Source organism: Aeromicrobium sp. JJY06, from assembly GCF_044069275.1.
In the GTDB taxonomy this organism is placed as follows: domain Bacteria; phylum Actinomycetota; class Actinomycetes; order Propionibacteriales; family Nocardioidaceae; genus Aeromicrobium; species Aeromicrobium tamlense.
In genome coordinates, this window is the sequence record NZ_JBIMRD010000002.1 from 436,142 (window position 1) to 452,681 (window position 16,540).

Consider the following 16,540-nt stretch of genomic DNA (forward strand, 5'->3'; position numbering starts at 1 on the left):
GAACGGAGAGAATGATCGTATGAAGCTCGTGACCGCGGTGATCAAGCCGCACAAGTGGGAAGAGGTCCGCGAGGCGCTCGCCGCCTCCGGCGTGGCCGGGATGACCGTGACGGAGGCCAGCGGCTACGGCCAGCAGAAGGGCCACACCGAGGTCTACCGAGGCGCCGAGTACGACGTCTCGCTCGTGCCGAAGATCCGCCTCGAGGTCGTCGTGGACGATGCCGACGTCGAGGGCGTCGTCGCCACGATCACGTCGGCTGCCCAGACGGGCAAGATCGGCGACGGCAAGGTGTGGGTCGTCCCGGTCGAGTCGGTCGTCCGGGTCCGCACCGGCGAGACGGACGAAGCGGCGCTCTGAACGAGGAGCTCGACCGGGCTCGCCGGGGCCGGGCGGAGGAGACGGACCGGCTGCTGCGCGACTCGTTCGCCGCGGTGGCCGGGGACGTCGAGACCGGCCTGGCCCTGGCGGCCATCGGCGGCTACGGCCGCTCGCAGCTGTCGCCGCACAGCGACGTCGACGTGGTCCTGGTCCACTCCGACCATCTCGACCCGGCCGACGTCGACGCCCGCGCGGCCGACCTCTGGGGCCGGCTGTGGGAGGCGAACGTCCCGCTCGACCCCGCGGTGAGGTCGCTCGACGAGATGGAGCGGCTGGCCGCGGCGGACCACCGCGTCGCGATCGGCGTCGTCGACGCGCGCTGCGTGGCCGGTGACGCCGCCGCGGTGGTGGCGATGCGCTCCACCGTGATGGCGGGCTGGCGGCGCGACGCCCGGCGCCAGCTGGCGGCCGTGCGCACGGACCGCGACGCGCGCCTCGAGCGCTCGGGCCAGCTGGCCTACGAGGCGGTGCCCGACCTGAAGGCCTCCGGGGGAGGGCTGCGCGACGCCGTCCTGTTGCGGGCGATCGCCGCGACGTGGCTCGTCGACGTCCCCGCCCGCGAGGTCGCCCAGCTGACCGCCGACCTGCTCGACGTGCGTGACCTCCTGCACGAGGTCGCCGGGAAGCGCACGGACAAGCTCGTGCCCGAGCTGGTGCCCGACATCGCCGCGCGGCTCGACCTGTCGCCGACCGACCTCGACGTGCACGTGCGCGACGTGGGGCGCCGGCTCGACCACCTCACGGCGCGCGCGTGGCGCCGCCTCGACGAGACCGACCGCAACCCGTACCGCTCGATCGGCAGCCGCGGCCCGGTGATCGAGCGGATCGTCAGCGGTGTCGGCGTCCTCGACGGCGAGATCGTCCTGACGGCCGACGCCACGCCGCGGACCGACCCCGAGCTGCTCTTCCGCGTCGCCGCCACCGCCGCGCGCCGGAACCTGCCGATCAACCAGGCCTCGCTCGACCGGATGGCGCGCGAGATCAGCTGGCCGGAGGGTCCGCTCCCGGCCACGACGCACCGCTGGCTGATCGACCTGCTCTCCGCGGGGCGCCGGCTCGTGCCGGTGTGGCTCCAGCTGGACTTCGCCGGGCTCGTCGACCCGTTCTTCCCCGAGTGGGCCGGCATCCGGCTGCGGGGCTCCTCCTCGCCGATCCATCGGTTCACGGTCGACCGGCACAGCCTCGAGGCCGTCGTGAACGCCGACGAGCTCAACCGCGACGTCGCCCGCCCCGACGTGCTGGCGGTGGCCTGCCTGCTCCACGACATCGGCAAGGGCGCGCCAGGCGACCACAGCGAGGTGGGGGAGCCGATGGCGGAGGCCGTCGCGCGGCGCTGGGGCTTCGGCGACCACGACGCCGAGACCATCGGCTGGCTCGTCCGACGACATCTGCTGCTGCCCACGATCGCCACGCGGCGCGACATCGAGGACCCCGTCACGGTGACCAACGTGGCCGAGTTCGTCCCGGACGAGGACGCGCTCGACCTGCTGTCCGCCCTCACCGCCTGCGACGCCCGCGCGACGAGCGCCTCGGCCTGGAGCGACTGGCGGCGCAGCCTCGTCGAGGGGCTGGCGGGCAAGGTGCGCGCGCGGCTGCGCGGCACGACCACGCCGCCCTCGGACGACTACGCCGGCTGGCCGGCCCACGTGCCGCTGCCCGACCTCACGATGCCGGACGCCGACCTGCGGCTCACCGCGACCGCGCACCACGACGGCTCGCTCGTCACGATCGTCGTGCCCGACCGGCAGGGCGTCCTGGCCGACCTCGCCGGCGCGCTCACCGTGGCCGGGCTCGACATCCGCTCGTGCCGCAGCATCACGGCCGACGACGTGGCCGCCAGCCTCTGGGAGGTCACGCGGGCGTCGATCGACGCCACCGCACTGGCCGAGCGGATCCGTCCGGTGCTGCAGGGCCGGCAGGACCTCGCCCAGCGGCTGGTCTACCGGCTCGAGCGCGACGAGTACGAGCCGCGGATCGCCGTGCTGGACACGCACGAGCAGTCGGCCACGCTGCTGCAGGTCCGCACGCTCGACCGGCGCGGGCTGGTGTGGACGGTGTGCCGCACGATCTCCGCGCTGGGGCACCACATCCGCTCGGCCCACCTGTCCACGTACGGCGACGAGGCGCGCGACGTGTTCTACGTGACGGACGACGACGGCGCCGCCCTGGACGACGATGCGGCACAGGTCCTGCGGACTGCGGTGAGCGACGCTCTCGCCTGACGGGTGCTCGGCTACTCTGGGGACCTATGTTCGATTCGCTGCAGGACCGGCTCCAGTCGGCATTCAAGGGACTCCGCGGCAAGGGCAAGCTGTCCGACGCCGACATCGACGCCGTCGCGCGTGAGATCCGCGTCGCCCTGCTCGACGCCGACGTCGCCGTGCCCGTCGTCCGCGAGTTCATCGCCAACGTCAAGGAGCGCGCCCGCGGCGCCGAGGTGAGCCAGGCGCTCAACCCGGCCCAGCAGGTCATCAAGATCGTCAACGACGAGCTCGTCCGCATCCTCGGCGGCGAGACGCGTCGCATCCGGTTCGCGAAGAACCCGCCGACCGTCATCATGCTGGCCGGCCTCCAGGGCGCGGGCAAGACCACCCTCGCGGGCAAGCTGGGTCGCTGGCTCAAGGCCCAGGGTCACTCGCCGATGCTGGTCGCGGCCGACCTCCAGCGCCCGAACGCCGTCACGCAGCTGAAGGTCGTCGGCGAGCAGGCTGGCGTCACGGTCTTCGCCCCCGAGGCCGGCAACGTCGGCGCCGCCCAGACCCAGTCGGGCACCCAGAGCATCGGCGACCCGGTCCAGGTCGCCCGCGACGCCGTCGCCGAGGCGAAGCGCTCGCTGCACGACGTCGTCGTGATCGACACCGCCGGCCGCCTCGCGATCGACGCCGAGCTGATGAAGCAGGCACGCGACATCCGCGAGGCCACGCAGCCCGACGAGGTGCTGTTCGTCATCGACGCGATGATCGGTCAGGACGCCGTCGGCACCGCCGAGGCCTTCCTCGAGGGCGTCGACTTCACCGGCGTCGTGCTGTCCAAGCTCGACGGCGACGCCCGCGGCGGCGCCGCGCTCTCGGTGCGCTCGGTCACGGGCCGCCCGATCATGTTCGCCTCCACGGGCGAGAAGCTCGACGAGTTCGACGTCTTCCACCCCGACCGCATGGCCTCGCGCATCCTCGACATGGGCGACGTCATGACGCTCATCGAGCAGGCCGAGAAGGTCTTCGACGCCGACCAGGCCGCGCAGGCGGCCGAGAAGGTCGCCGGCGGCTCGTTCACCCTGGGCGACTTCCTCCAGCAGATGGAGGCCCTGTCGAAGATGGGGTCGATGACGAAGATGCTCGGGATGCTGCCGGGCATGGGCCAGTTCAAGGACCAGCTCGCGAACTTCGACGAGAAGGACATCGACAAGATCAAGGCGATCATCCGCTCGATGACGCCTGCCGAGCGCGACAACCCCAAGATCATCGACGGCTCGCGCCGCGCCCGGATCGCTCGTGGCTCGGGCACGCAGGTCAGCGACGTCAACCAGCTCGTCACCCGCTTCTTCGAGGCCGCCAAGATGATGCAGCGGATGGCGAAGGGTGGCGGCATGCCGGGAATGGGCGGCATGCCCGGGATGCCCGGCATGGGAGCCGGCAAGCGCGCCGGCGCCAAGCAGCCGAAGCAGGCCAACAAGAAGAAGGGCAAGCGCGTGTCGGGCAACCCGGCCAAGCGCGCGGCGGCCGCGAAGGCCGAGCCCGCGAAGCCCGCCGGTGCCGGCGCGTTCGGGTTCGACCAGAACGCCGCGGCCGACGACTTCGAGCTGCCCAAGGAGCTGCGCGACCTGCTCTGACGCGACGGGCGCCCGCGCCGGGCGTAGCGTGTGGGCCATGAGTCCACCGCTGGTCGTGGTCATGGGGATCTCGGGGGTCGGCAAGTCCGCGGTGGGTCACGCGGTGGCCGACCGCGCCGACGTCCCCTACGCCGACGGCGACGACTACCACCCGAAGGCCAACATCGAGAAGATGTCGGCCGGTCAGGCGCTCACCGACGAGGACCGCTGGCCCTGGCTCGAGCTGATCGGCGGCTGGCTCGCCGAGCACGACGAGGCCGGCGGCGTGATCAGCTGCTCCGCGCTGCGTCGCGTCTACCGCGGCGTCCTCACGAAGCACGCCCCGCGCACGGTGTTCCTGCACCTCGTGGGCGACCACGCGCTGATCCTGTCCCGCATGGAGGGACGCGACCACTTCATGCCGACCTCGCTGCTGGAGTCGCAGGAGGCCACCCTCGAGCCGCTCGAGGCCGATGAGAACGGCGTCGTCTTCGACGTCACCGAGACGCCCGAGCGGATCGCGGCGGCGTTCCTGCTCTGGCTGCGCACCCAGGAGGATGCCTGAATGTCCGACTCGACCCAGCTGATCCTCGCGGCCCTCATCGGCATCGCGGTCATCGTCGTGCTGATCACGGTGGCCAAGCTGCACCCGTTCCTGAGCCTGACCCTCGGCTCGCTCGCGGTCGGCGCCATGGCCGGAATGCCGATGGCCGACGTGCTGGAGAGCTTCAGCACCGGCGTCGGCGACACCGTGGCCGGCGTCGGCATGCTGATCGCCCTCGGTGCGATGTTCGGCAAGCTGCTCGCGGACTCCGGGGGAGCGGACCAGATCGTCGACACGATCATCGGGAAGTCGTCCGACCGGATGCTGCCCTGGGCGATGGCCGGCATCGGCGCGCTCATCGGCCTGCCGATGTTCTTCGAGATCGGCCTCGTGCTGCTGATGCCGGTGATCTTCCTGGTGTCGCGCCGGTCGGGGAAGTCGCTGATCGCGCTCGGCATCCCGGCCCTGGCCGGCCTGTCGGCGATGCACGGGTTCGTGCCCCCGCACCCCGGTCCGCTCGTCGCCGTGGACGCGCTGGACGCGGACCTCGGCCTCACCCTCGGTCTCGGCGTCCTGGTCGCGATCCCCACGATCATCGTCGCGGGCCCGATGTTCGCGAAGGTCGCCACGCGCTGGGTCGACATCCCGGCGCCCGACCTCTTCTCCACCGACGAGACCGTGACCCACGAGAAGCGTCCGTCGTTCGCGCTGACGCTCGCCACGGTCCTGCTGCCGGTCGTGCTGATGCTGGCCAAGACGGTCGCCGACATCATCGAGGCCGAGGGGATCGTGCGGTCGACGCTCGACTTCATCGGCACGCCGCTCGTCGCCCTGCTGATCTCGGTGCTGGTGGCGCTGTTCACCTTCGGCCGGGCGGGCGGCATGGAGTGGCAGAAGATCATGGACAGCCTCGGCGCCTCGCTCGGTCCGATCGCGGGCATCGTGTTCATCGTCGGCGCCGGCGGCGGCTTCAAGCAGACCCTCATCGACACCGGCATCGCTGACGTCGTGGCGGGCTGGGTCGAGGACACGGACTTCTCCGTGCTGGTGGTGGCGTGGCTCGTGGCCGTGCTGATCCGCCTGGCGACGGGCTCGGCGACGGTCGCCACCGTCACGGCCTCGGGCATCATGGCGCCGCTCGCCGAGGGCCTCAGCACCCCCGAGGTCTCGCTGCTCGTGCTCGCGATCGGCGCGGGCTCGGTGTTCTTCAGCCACGTGAACGACGCGGGCTTCTGGCTGGTCAAGGAGTACTTCGGCATGACGGTCGGCCAGACCATCAAGACCTGGTCGCTCATGGAGACCGTGCTGTCCGTGTCCGGTCTGGTGTTCGTGCTCTTGCTGGGACTCGTAGTCTGATCGGGTGCTGATCGCGCTCCTGCGCCACCACCTGCGGCCCTACCGGGTCCCGGTCCTGGTGGTGTGCCTCTTCCAGCTGGTCCAGACCCTGGCCACCCTGTACCTGCCCGGACTCAACGCCGACATCATCGACGAGGGCGTCGCCCAGGGCGACATCGGCCACATCTGGCGCGTCGGCGGGCTCATGCTCGCGGTGACGGTGCTCCAGGTCGTGTGCAACGTCGTCGCCGTCTACGTCGGTTCGCGCGTGGCGATGGCCGTGGGCCGCGACCTGCGTGCCGCGGTGTTCGGCACGGTCCAGTCGTTCGGCAGCCGCGAGATGGCCTCGTTCGGGCCGCCCACGCTGATCACCCGCAACACCAACGACGTCCAGCAGGTCCAGCTGCTGCTGTTCATGGGCCTGACGATGATGGTCGCCGCGCCGATCACCGGCATCGGCGGCCTCGTCATGGCGCTGCGCGAGGACGTGCAGCTGTCGGGCGTCTTCCTGATCGTGCTGCCGGTCCTCGTGATCTCGCTGGGCCTGATCATCGCGCGCATGCGGCCCCTGTTCCGGCTCATGCAGGAGCGCATCGACACCCTGAACCAGATCATGCGCGAGCAGATCACCGGGGTGCGCGTCGTCCGTGCGTTCGTGCGCGAGGACCAGGAGGCCGCGCGCTTCGCCCACGCCAACGAGCTGAACCGCCAGGTCGCCGTCGGCGCGGGTCGCCTGATGACGATCTTCTTCCCGCTCCTGATGGGCATCATGAACCTCTCGGTCGTCCTCGCGCTGTGGTGGGGCGCCTCGCGCATCGGCGCGGGCGAGCTGCAGATCGGGCAGCTGACCGCGTTCCAGCAGTACCTGATCCAGACGCTGATGGCGGTCATGATGGCCACCTTCATGTTCATGCTGTGGCCGCGGTCGGAGGTCTCGGCCGAGCGCCTCACCGAGGTGCTGCGGACCGAGCCGGCGGTCGACCTCGACCCGGAGGTGCCGTCGGTCGAGCTCACGCAGGGGCGTGTCGACGTCGACGGCGCCTCGTTCGCCTACCCGGGTGCCGAGAGCTCGGTCATCTCCGACGTGTCGCTCGTGGCGCGCCCTGGTGAGACCACGGCGATCGTGGGCTCGACGGGCAGCGGCAAGACCACGCTGCTCGGTCTCGTCGCGCGGCTCTTCGACGTGACGAAGGGGCGTGTTCTGGTCGACGGCCTCGACGTCCGCGACGTGCGACCGGCCGACGTCTGGAGCGCGATCGGCCTCGTCCCGCAGAAGGCGCTGCTGTTCACCGGCACGATCGCCGACAACCTGCGCTTCGGGCGCGCCGACGCCACCGACGAGGAGCTCTGGGACGCCCTGCGCATCGCCCAGGCGGAGGACTTCGTCCGTGCCATGCCCGAGGGTCTCGGGTCGCCCGTCAGCCAAGGCGGCTCGAACTTCTCCGGCGGCCAGCGCCAGCGCCTCGCGATCGCTCGCGCGATCGTGAAGCGCCCGCGCATCTACCTGTTCGACGACTCGTTCTCCGCACTGGACTACGCCACCGACGCGGCCCTGCGTGCGGCGCTCAAGCCCGTCACCGCCGACGCCGCCGTGGTGATCGTGGCCCAGCGGATCAGCACGATCCGCGACGCCGACCGGATCCTCGTCCTCGACGAGGGCCGGGCGGTCGGCACGGGCACGCACGAGCAGCTCATGGAGACCTGCGAGGTCTACCGCGAGATCGTCCTGTCGCAGCTGTCGCCGGAGGAGGCCCGATGAGCTGGCACGGAGCGCCGCAGAAGCCGGCGCGGGCGACCGAGTTCAAGGCCACGTTCGGCCGCGTGTTCCGCCGACTGCTGCGCGACCGCACGATGGTGTTCGCCCTGGCGGCGTTCGGCCTCATCGGCGTGACACTGTCGGTGATCGGCCCGAAGGTCCTCGGCCACGCCACCGACGTGATCTTCGACGGCTTCCTCTCCAGCCAGTTCCCCGAGGGGATGACGAAGGCCGAGGCCGTCGCCTCGCTGCGCGCGGACGGGCAGGACCAGCTGGCCGAGCTCGTCTCCGCCATCGACCTGAGGCCCGGCGAGGGCATCGACATGGGCCGCCTCGGCACGATCCTGGCAATCGTCACCGTGGTCTACGTCGTGTCGTCGCTGTTCATGTGGCTCCAGGGCGTCCTCGCCACCACCGTGGTCCAGCGGATGGTCGCCGACCTGCGCAACGACGTGGAGGACCAGCTGAACCACCTGCCGCTCGCGCACCTCGACCGGCAGGAGCGCGGCGAGATCATGTCGCGCACCACGAACGACCTCGACAACCTCGCGCAGTCGCTGCAGCAGACGCTCAGCCAGATGATCACCAGCATCCTCATGGTGATCGGCACGCTCGCGATGATGTTCTGGATCTCGCCGCTGCTGACGATCATCGCCCTGGTGACGATCCCCGTCGCGATCGCGATCACCGGCGCCGTCATGAAGCGCTCGCAGCCGCAGTTCGTGGCGCAGTGGACGCAGACCGGCCGCCTCAACGCGATCGTCGAGGAGTCCTTCACCGGTCACGAGGTCGTCAAGGTGTTCGGCCGCCAGAAGGTGGCCGAGGAGGACTTCGCGGCCACGAACGACGAGCTGTTCGGGGCGTCGTTCCGGGCGCAGTTCATCTCCGGCGTGATCCAGCCGCTCATGATGTTCGTCTCGAACCTCAACTACGTCCTGGTCGCCGTGGTGGGCGGCCTGCGGGTCGCCAACGGATCGCTGTCGCTCGGCTCGGTGCAGGCGTTCATCCAGTACTCGCGCCAGTTCACGCAGCCGCTCACGCAGGTCGCCGCGATGGTGAACCTGCTGCAGTCGGGCATGGCGTCGGCCGAGCGCGTGTTCGCGTTCCTCGACGAGGAGCGCGAGCGTCCCGATCGCGTCGACGCGCCCGAGCCCGATCCGCTGCGCGGCCGCGTCGCCTTCGACCACGTGGACTTCTCGTACACCGACGAGCCGCTCATCGAGGACCTCTCGCTCGTGGCCGAGCCCGGACAGACCGTCGCGATCGTCGGACCCACCGGCGCGGGCAAGACCACGCTGACGAACCTCGTGCTGCGCTTCTACGAGGTCGACGGCGGGCGCATCACGCTCGACGGCGTCGACATCGCGGACATGAGCCGGCGCGAGCTCCGAGACGACTTCGGCGTCGTCCTGCAGGACACGTGGCTGTTCTCGGGCACGATCCGGGAGAACATCGCGTATGGCGCCGACGACCCGACGGAGGAGCAGATCCTCGCGGCGGCGCAGGCGGCCTCGGTGGACCACTTCGTGCGCACGCTGCCCGACGGCTACGACACCGTGATCACCGACGACGGCGGGGGAGTGAGCGCCGGACAGCGCCAGCTGCTCACGATCGCGCGGGCGTTCCTGGCCGATCCAGCGATCCTCGTGCTCGACGAGGCGACCAGCTCGGTGGACACCCGCACCGAGGCCCTCGTGCAGTCGGCGATGAACGACCTGCGCTCCGGACGCACCAGCTTCGTGGTCGCGCACCGGCTCTCCACGATCCGCGACGCGGACCTGATCGTCGTCATGGAACAGGGTCGGATCGTCGAGCAGGGCACGCACGACGAGCTCATCGCGGCGGAGGGCGCGTACCAGCGGCTGTACGCCGCGCAGTTCGCCTCCACGGCGCAGACACCGCCCCGATAGGCTGTGCGGGTGTCCACACAGCCCGTTCTCGCCGTCATCGGCCGTCCCAATGTCGGCAAGTCGACTTTGGTCAACCGCATCATCGGACGCCGCGAGGCCGTCGTCGAGGACGTCCCCGGCGTGACTCGCGACCGCGTCCCCTACGACGCGGTCTGGAACGGTCGCGCGTTCACCGTCGTGGACACGGGCGGCTGGGACCCCGACGCCAAGGGCATGGCCGAGCGGATCGCCGCCCAGGCCGAGGTCGCCATCGCCGTCGCCGACGCGATCCTGTTCGTCGTCGACGCCCGCGTGGGCGCCACCGACGTCGACGACCGCGTCGTGCGCCTGCTGCGCGACGCCGGCAAGCCGGTCGTCCTCGCGGCGAACAAGGTGGACGACCAGAAGAGCGAGCTCGAGGCCGCCGCACTGTGGAACCTCGGCCTCGGCGAGCCGTACCCCGTCTCCGCCCTGCACGGCCGCGGCAGCGGCGACCTGCTCGACGCCATCATGAGTGCCCTGCCCGAGGCACCGCCCGAGGACTTCGACGCTCCCGCCGGCCCGCGTCGCGTGGCGATCGTCGGCAAGCCCAACGTGGGCAAGTCCAGTCTGCTCAACAAGCTGGTGGGCGAGGACCGCGTCGTCGTCGACAACGCCTCGGGCACCACGGTCGACCCCGTCGACGAGCTCGTCGAGCTGGGCGGGCGCCTGTGGACCTTCATCGACACCGCCGGCATCCGCAAGCGCGTCAAGACCGCCAGCGGCCACGAGTACTACGCCAGCCTGCGCACCTCCAGCGCGATCGAGCGCGCCGAGGTCGCGGTCATGGTGATCGACGCGAGCGAGTCGATCACCGAGCAGGACCTGCGCATCATCAACACGATCGAGGAGACCGGCCGCGCCGTCGTGCTGGCCTTCAACAAGTGGGACCTCGTCGACGACGAGCGCCGCTTCTACCTCGACCGCGAGATCGAGCGCGACCTCGTGCAGATCCCGTGGGCGCCGCGCATCAACGTCGCGGCCCGCACCGGCTGGCACATCGACCGCCTCGTGCGCGCGCTCGACGCGGCGCTCGAGGGCTGGGAGACCCGTGTGTCCACCGGCGCGCTGAACTCGTTCCTCGGGCGTCTCGTGGCCGAGCACCCGCATCCCGTGCGCGGCGGCAAGCAGCCGAAGATCCTCTTCGGCACGCAGGCGTCCACCGCTCCGCCCACGTTCGTGCTGTTCACCTCGGGCAAGCTCGAGGCGGGCTACCTGCGCTTCATCGAGCGCCGGCTGCGCGAGGAGTTCGGCTTCGTGGGCAGCCCGATCCACCTGCAGCAGCGCCCGCGCAAGAAGCGCGAGCGCCGCTGATGCGCTCGCCCGTCCCGGACTACCTCGACGAGGTCCTCCAGGCCTGCGGCGGCATCGAGGGCGAGCCCGCCGACTACATCCCCGAGCTGGCGAAGGTCGACCCGTCCCTGTCGGCGATCGCGATCAGCACGGTGGACGACGCGCACCACAGCGCGGGCGACGCCGAGCACCGCTTCACGATCCAGTCGATGTCGAAGCCGTTCGCGTACGCGGTGGCGATCGAGCACCTGGGCTGGGACGCCGTGCACGCCAAGATCGACGTCGAGCCCTCGGGTGAGGCGTTCAACGAGATATCGGTGGACTCCGAGACCGGCCGGCCCCACAACGCGATGATCAACGCCGGCGCGATCGCGACCGCCGGGCTGGTGGGCTCGTTCGAGCGCTTCGCCGAGTTCGCCTCGAAGCTGGCCGGCCGCGAGCTGGAGCTGGACGAGGCCGTCTACGAGTCCGAGATGGGCTCCGTGCACCGCAACCTGGCGCTCGCGCACCTCATGGCGGCCTACGGCGTCGTCGAGGACCCGGTCGACGCGGTCGAGCGCTACGTGCGTCAGTGCTCGCTGGCGGTGGACGTGCGCGACCTGTCGCGGATGGCGGCCACGCTGGCGAACGGTGGCGTCCAGCCCGAGACGGGGGAGCGGCTGATGGCCGAGGCCACCGCCCGGCAGGTGCTCAGCGTGATGGCCACGTGCGGGATGTACGACGCGGCGGGCGACTGGCTCAGCACCGTGGGCATCCCGGCGAAGAGCGGCGTCTCGGGCGGGATCATCGGCGTGCTGCCGGGCCAGGTGGGCGTCGCGGTGTTCTCGCCCGGCCTGGACGCGCACGGCAACAGCGCCCGCGGCGTGGAGATGATGCGCCGCCTGTCGGACGACATGGGCATGCACCTGATGAACCCCGGTCGTCCGTCGCGCTCGGCGCTGGCCGACGTGCGGGTGGAGGACGACTCCACGACCTACGTGCTGGGTGGCGACCTGCTCTTCGCGAGCGCCGAGTCGCTGATCCGTCACCTGGTGGAGAACCCGCCGGAGACGCAGCGGGTCGTGTTCGACATCCGCCGCGTCGACGAGGTCACCGACGTGGGTCGCCGCATGGCGCTGGAGGCCAAACGCCGGCTCGAGCTCGACGGCCTCAGCGTTACGGTGACGGACCTCGACGACGACGCTCGCCTGATCTAGACCGCCGGCCACAGGTCGAGCTCCGCCACGACGGGCGCGGGCAGGTGCCACCGCTCGCGGTGCTCGACCGCGGGTGCGATGAACTTCTCGGGCAGTCGTCCGTGCGACTTCATGTTGTGGTGCTTGCGACAGAGGCAGCGCAGGTTCGCGGCACTGGTGGTGCCGCCCCGGTCGTAGGCCAGCTCGTGGTCGAGATCGGTCTCGGCCACCGGTGCTCGGCAGCTGGCCACCCGGCAGGTGCCGTCCCTCCAGTGCAGGGCGGCCCGGAGGGAGTCCGGCGGTTGGTAGCCGAGGCTGGTGGTGTCGAGCACCCGGCCGAGCGGATCGAGGACGAGGCGGCGGAAGAGCGTGGTCTCGGAGGCGGCGAGCTCGCGGACCCACTCGGCCGGCAGTGCCGCTTCGCCGTCTCGGGTGACGCCCGGACCATCGGTGAGACCGACGAGGTCGGTGGCGTCGATGCTGATGGCGATCTCGGCGCGGATGTCGGTCTCGGTGCCGGTGCAGGACGTGAGCCAGTGGCCCACGAGGTCGGCCTGGCGCTGGTCGCGGGTGCGGCGGTCGATCTCGCCCGTCTCGGCGTCGATCTTCGGCAGTGCCTTCGCCGCACGCCGCAGCCGGTGGCCGACCGCGATCGCGACGTGGGTGGGCAGGAGCGCACTCAGCCAGGACGTTCCGTCGCCGTTGTGGCTGACGTCGACGCGCCGGGTCTCGACCGAGCGCTGGGCCTCGGCGCTGACCTGCTCGGGCTCGAGTCGGGCGCGCATCCGTCGCAGCCAGGACCGGAGCTCGCCGGTGGTGTGCGTGGTGGCGTAGGCGACGACGGAGGCGTCGAGCGCCTCGGCGGCCGCCGTGGTCTCGAGCTGGTCGACCGTGGTGGCGATCAGTCCGGCGCGGGTGGCGTCGATCGACCCGTCGCCGAACGCGATCCACGTGCGCGGCGCCCGGTCGCGCAGCGTGCCCGCATCGTTGACGAGGCCCCACACACGGTGCTCGGTCATCCGCAGCGCCTGGGCGAGGTGCAAGGTCACCTCGCGACGACCGAGCTCCTTGCCGATCTCGGGCGCCTCCTCGGCGTCGACCTCGGCACACGCGGACTCGTGGGAGGTGAGGACGAGCGACCACAGCGCGAACTCGGCGCGTGCCTGTGCTCGCGCCGCGCTCTGCAGCAGCAGCTGCTCGACCTGGTCCATGCGTCCAACCTAGGGACGCCCACCGACACCGCCTCGGGTCGACTGCACGACGGGTCGAGGTCAGATGCCGAGGTCCTGCTGGACCTTCCGGAGTGCGTCGGCGGACGAGTGGAGCTGGCGCTCCTCGTGGGCGGACATCCGCACGTCGAGCACGCGCGAGACGCCCTTGGCATTGACGATGCTGGGCAGCGAGAGCGCGACGCCGTCGATGCCGTGGTGGCCGCGGTGGACGATGCTGACGGGCAGCACGGCGTTCTCGTCGCGCAGGACCGCCTCGATGATCCGGGTCGCCGAGACGCCGATCGCGTAGTTGGTGGCGCCCTTGCCCTCGATCACGGCGTAGGCCGCGTTGCGGACCCGGTCGGTGATCTCGTCGAGCTCGCGGTGCGAGAACGGGCTCTGGTCCGAGGCCGTGGGGGAGGGCGCCCAGTCCAGGATCGGCACGGGTCCGATGCGCGCCTGCGACCACAGCGCGAACTCGGTGTCCCCGTGCTCGCCCACGATGTCGGCGTGCACGCTGTTCGGGGCGACGCCGGCGCGGGTGGCCAGCAGCTGGCGCAGCCGCGACGTGTCGAGCACGGTGCCGGACGCCATCACGCGCTCCTCGGGAAGGCCGGTGATCTGCTGCGCGGCGACCGTCAGCACATCACAGGGGTTCGTGACGAGCACGTAGACCGCGTTCGGCGCGTGCTCCATGAGGACCGGCAGCATCTGCTCGAGGATCCTCACGTTCGTGCCGGCGAGGTCGATCCGGGTCTGCCCGGGATCCTGCTTCGCACCCGCCGTGATGACGACGAGATGCGCGCCCGCGACCACCTCCGGGTCGGCGCCGCCGATGATCTGGCTGCTGCCCGTGAAGAGGGCGCCGTGCTGGAGGTCGAGCACCTCCGCCTCGACCTTGGGCCGGTTCACGTCGTAGAGGGCGATGGTGCGCGCGGACCCGCGGATGAGGCAGGCGTAGGCGATCGCGGTGCCCACGCTGCCGGCTCCGACGATGGCGACCTTGGAGTTCTCGATGACGGCCATGGGCCCATTCTGGTGCCCGGCTGGGCCCGTGACGACCTTGCGGTCCCCAGAGTCGACGAAGCCCGGTCCTACATACGGCCGTCGAGCACGGCTGCGAGAAAGGATCGGCTGTTCGCACGTCGAGCAGGTCCCTTGTGATTCAACTTGTGCACGGGTGATCCTTCGAGGATCTCAGCGGCTCTATCCGGGTCGTACTCGTTGCCCATGACGCGGTAGAGCTCGCGGGGCGCGATACCCCAACTCCTGCCCACCGTTGCCGCGCGCTGCCATTCCTCATCGAACGTTGGGTCCAGAAGACACAGGACCTCGAAGATGTGATGTATGAAGTAGTAGTCCAGTGCCTCGTCGTACGTCGACCAATAGGCGTGGAGTGCTTCGGCAAAGACTGAAGCCAGGTAACCGCCGGGCTCTGACGCTAACGCCCACACCGAGAGCCGAGGGGTGCCTTCCGCGCGCTTGCCCTCCTTGGGGAACGCGAAGAAACCCTTCGGGACGGTGAATGCCGCGGTGACCAGGCACGTCGCGTCGAGCCAGAGTCCTCCGTACTTGCGGAGCAGGTCGAGACGTAGGACGTCGGAATGCTCACGTGGGACCATGCGGGGTCGATAGTCCTCGAATGCTGGCCTCGGAACCCAATCGTCCTTGGACTCGTCGGTCAGGACCACGAGTCTGTCGCCGAACATGCTGCGCATTCGAGCGACGTTCTCGCGAACGATGGGTGGCGCATGATCGAGTCCCTGTGCCCAGTAGGTGAACACACGGTCTGATGGACGGGCTGGTACCCGTTCCGATGCGGCGGCCGCCCGGAGATCCTCGATGCGGGGCTCGAAGAACTGCCAGAGATGGGCTCGATCACGAAAGTTGCCCGCACGCGTCCGCAGCATCGCAACGACTGTCGACCATGGCAGCCGCTCCTCCAATCGTGCGGCCGTCTTGTTGGCTGCGACCAAGCGCCGGCGCCAGTGGCGCTTGTCTGAAATGTCCGCGCGTGAATGCACCCGCTGATCGAGGCGAGCGGCTTCATGCGCAATCGATGCGGTCGTCCTCGGATCGTCGAGCACGGAATGCAGAAGTTCGGCGGCAGCAACACTGTCCTGCGCGGCAATGCGACGTGCAAGCTCCACGCGAGCGTCCCATGACGTGCTGACGTCCTTGAGAGAGGCGCGGCGCAACCTCCGCGTGGCAGCACCCGGTATCGGCTCCGCTCGCAAGTCGGACCATGTCACCCCCCCCCGGCCACCGAGGTGGAGTTCGAGTTGCACATCGCCACGAAGATCGGCGCGGTCTAGGACAAGTTCGATGCGGTGGGCGCCGTAACTGTTGACGGCGGGCCACGAACGGGACACAACCTCACGGGTCTTGCTGCGGCCGGTGCGTGTCAAGACCATGCGAAGGGCATGAGGAGAGAGGATCGGATCGACAGGCGACTCGAGGTTCGCCGTGGCGCGAATCCGGTAGGGGCGTCGGGAGGCCAAGCCCAGGTCTCGCGGGCTGCACCGTGCGAAGCTCTCGCCAAGACCGGGAGCCTCGACGCGGAGCCGATCGGTGCCTCCGACCAGCGCGATTCCCTCGGACGAGGGCGTCCACGCGTCTAGGGCCAATGGAATGCGTTCGGCGCTCGAAGTCTTGACTGACGGCTTCACGCGGCAGACGTTACAAGCGCTGGACGCAAGATCCGTGTAGGGACACCGCGGATGGCTCTGTGGCGGTGACAGCCGAAGACTGGGGAAGACCGGCTTCTTGAGGCGTCGGGGCGCTCCAAAGTGTGGGGCCGGCCGATCGTGCGGGAGGCCTTGCTCGGGCCCGGGAGGACCTACGGTAGACTCTTGCAGGTTGTCACGGGCTGTAGCGCAGCTTGGTAGCGCACCTGACTGGGGGTCAGGGGGTCGCAGGTTCAAATCCTGTCAGCCCGACAACGGAAAGCCCCGGGAGACCGGGGCTTTCGTCATGTCTGAGGAGGCTCGCCCGATCCGCACGACGATGGATCGGCGCCCCAGTTGTGGGACGGCAGGAACTCTCTAGGCTGGGTTCATCGGCACCGCAGTGGGCGACAGCGGTGCGGAGGGGGTCGTGACCATGCATTTG

General features: G+C 70.3%; 12 protein-coding genes and 1 tRNA gene. 10 read left to right on the forward strand and 3 right to left on the reverse strand.

The genetic code is table 11. The features are described from left to right. Nucleotides 1-19: 19 nt before the first annotated feature. The 9 genes from ACGWYL_RS13585 to glsA are packed head-to-tail and all read left to right on the forward strand — an operon-like array spanning nt 20 to nt 12,239. A complete protein-coding gene (locus tag ACGWYL_RS13585; protein ID WP_179424437.1) occupies nt 20-358 on the forward strand; it encodes a P-II family nitrogen regulator in 339 nt (112 codons plus the stop codon). Then, entirely contained in the window at nt 292-2,601 is a 2,310-nt protein-coding gene (locus tag ACGWYL_RS13590) for a [protein-PII] uridylyltransferase (RefSeq protein ID WP_395487447.1), read from the forward strand. Before ACGWYL_RS13585 ends, ACGWYL_RS13590 begins: the two co-directional genes overlap by 67 nt. A 26-nt stretch (nt 2,602-2,627) precedes the next feature. Further along, nucleotides 2,628-4,208: a signal recognition particle protein gene (ffh, locus tag ACGWYL_RS13595; RefSeq protein WP_179424435.1), complete on the forward strand. Its 1,581-nt coding sequence runs from the start codon at nt 2,628-2,630 to the stop codon at nt 4,206-4,208. A gap of 37 nt (nt 4,209-4,245) precedes the next feature. Next, nucleotides 4,246-4,752: a gluconokinase gene (locus ACGWYL_RS13600; RefSeq protein ID WP_179424434.1), complete on the forward strand. Its 507-nt coding sequence runs from the start codon at nt 4,246-4,248 to the stop codon at nt 4,750-4,752. After that, nucleotides 4,753-6,087 (forward strand): GntP family permease, encoded by a 1,335-nt coding sequence (locus tag ACGWYL_RS13605; protein ID WP_395487448.1) that lies wholly within the window; start codon nt 4,753-4,755, stop codon nt 6,085-6,087. A gap of 4 nt (nt 6,088-6,091) precedes the next feature. After that, complete coding sequence (locus tag ACGWYL_RS13610) at nt 6,092-7,825, forward strand: ABC transporter ATP-binding protein (RefSeq protein ID WP_395487449.1); 1,734 nt, start codon at nt 6,092-6,094, stop codon at nt 7,823-7,825. Further along, nucleotides 7,822-9,732, forward strand: a complete 1,911-nt coding sequence (locus ACGWYL_RS13615; protein ID WP_395487450.1) for an ABC transporter ATP-binding protein — start codon at nt 7,822-7,824, stop codon at nt 9,730-9,732. Before ACGWYL_RS13610 ends, ACGWYL_RS13615 begins: the two co-directional genes overlap by 4 nt. A gap of 9 nt (nt 9,733-9,741) precedes the next feature. Further along, nucleotides 9,742-11,064, forward strand: coding sequence for a ribosome biogenesis GTPase Der (gene der / locus ACGWYL_RS13620; RefSeq protein WP_317628297.1), 1,323 nt, complete (start codon nt 9,742-9,744; stop codon nt 11,062-11,064). Further along, nucleotides 11,064-12,239 (forward strand): glutaminase A, encoded by a 1,176-nt coding sequence (glsA, locus tag ACGWYL_RS13625; RefSeq protein WP_179424429.1) that lies wholly within the window; start codon nt 11,064-11,066, stop codon nt 12,237-12,239. Before der ends, glsA begins: the two co-directional genes overlap by 1 nt. Here the strand turns inward: glsA and ACGWYL_RS13630 are convergent. The 3 genes from ACGWYL_RS13630 to ACGWYL_RS13640 form a co-directional block, all read right to left on the reverse strand. Next, nucleotides 12,236-13,429, reverse strand: coding sequence for a DUF222 domain-containing protein (locus tag ACGWYL_RS13630; protein WP_395487451.1), 1,194 nt, complete (start codon nt 13,427-13,429; stop codon nt 12,236-12,238). The two genes, glsA and ACGWYL_RS13630, sit on opposite strands and share 4 nt — an antisense overlap. A 60-nt stretch (nt 13,430-13,489) precedes the next feature. Continuing rightward, nucleotides 13,490-14,455, reverse strand: coding sequence for an L-lactate dehydrogenase (locus tag ACGWYL_RS13635; RefSeq protein WP_179424427.1), 966 nt, complete (start codon nt 14,453-14,455; stop codon nt 13,490-13,492). Nucleotides 14,456-14,523: 68 nt separating this feature from the next. Beyond that, complete coding sequence (locus ACGWYL_RS13640; RefSeq protein WP_395487452.1) at nt 14,524-16,098, reverse strand: capsular polysaccharide synthesis protein; 1,575 nt, start codon at nt 16,096-16,098, stop codon at nt 14,524-14,526. Between the two features lie 196 nt (nt 16,099-16,294). Here ACGWYL_RS13640 and ACGWYL_RS13645 point away from each other — a divergent pair. Further along, nucleotides 16,295-16,368: transfer RNA gene (locus ACGWYL_RS13645), tRNA-Pro, on the forward strand. Nucleotides 16,369-16,540 lie beyond the last annotated feature (172 nt).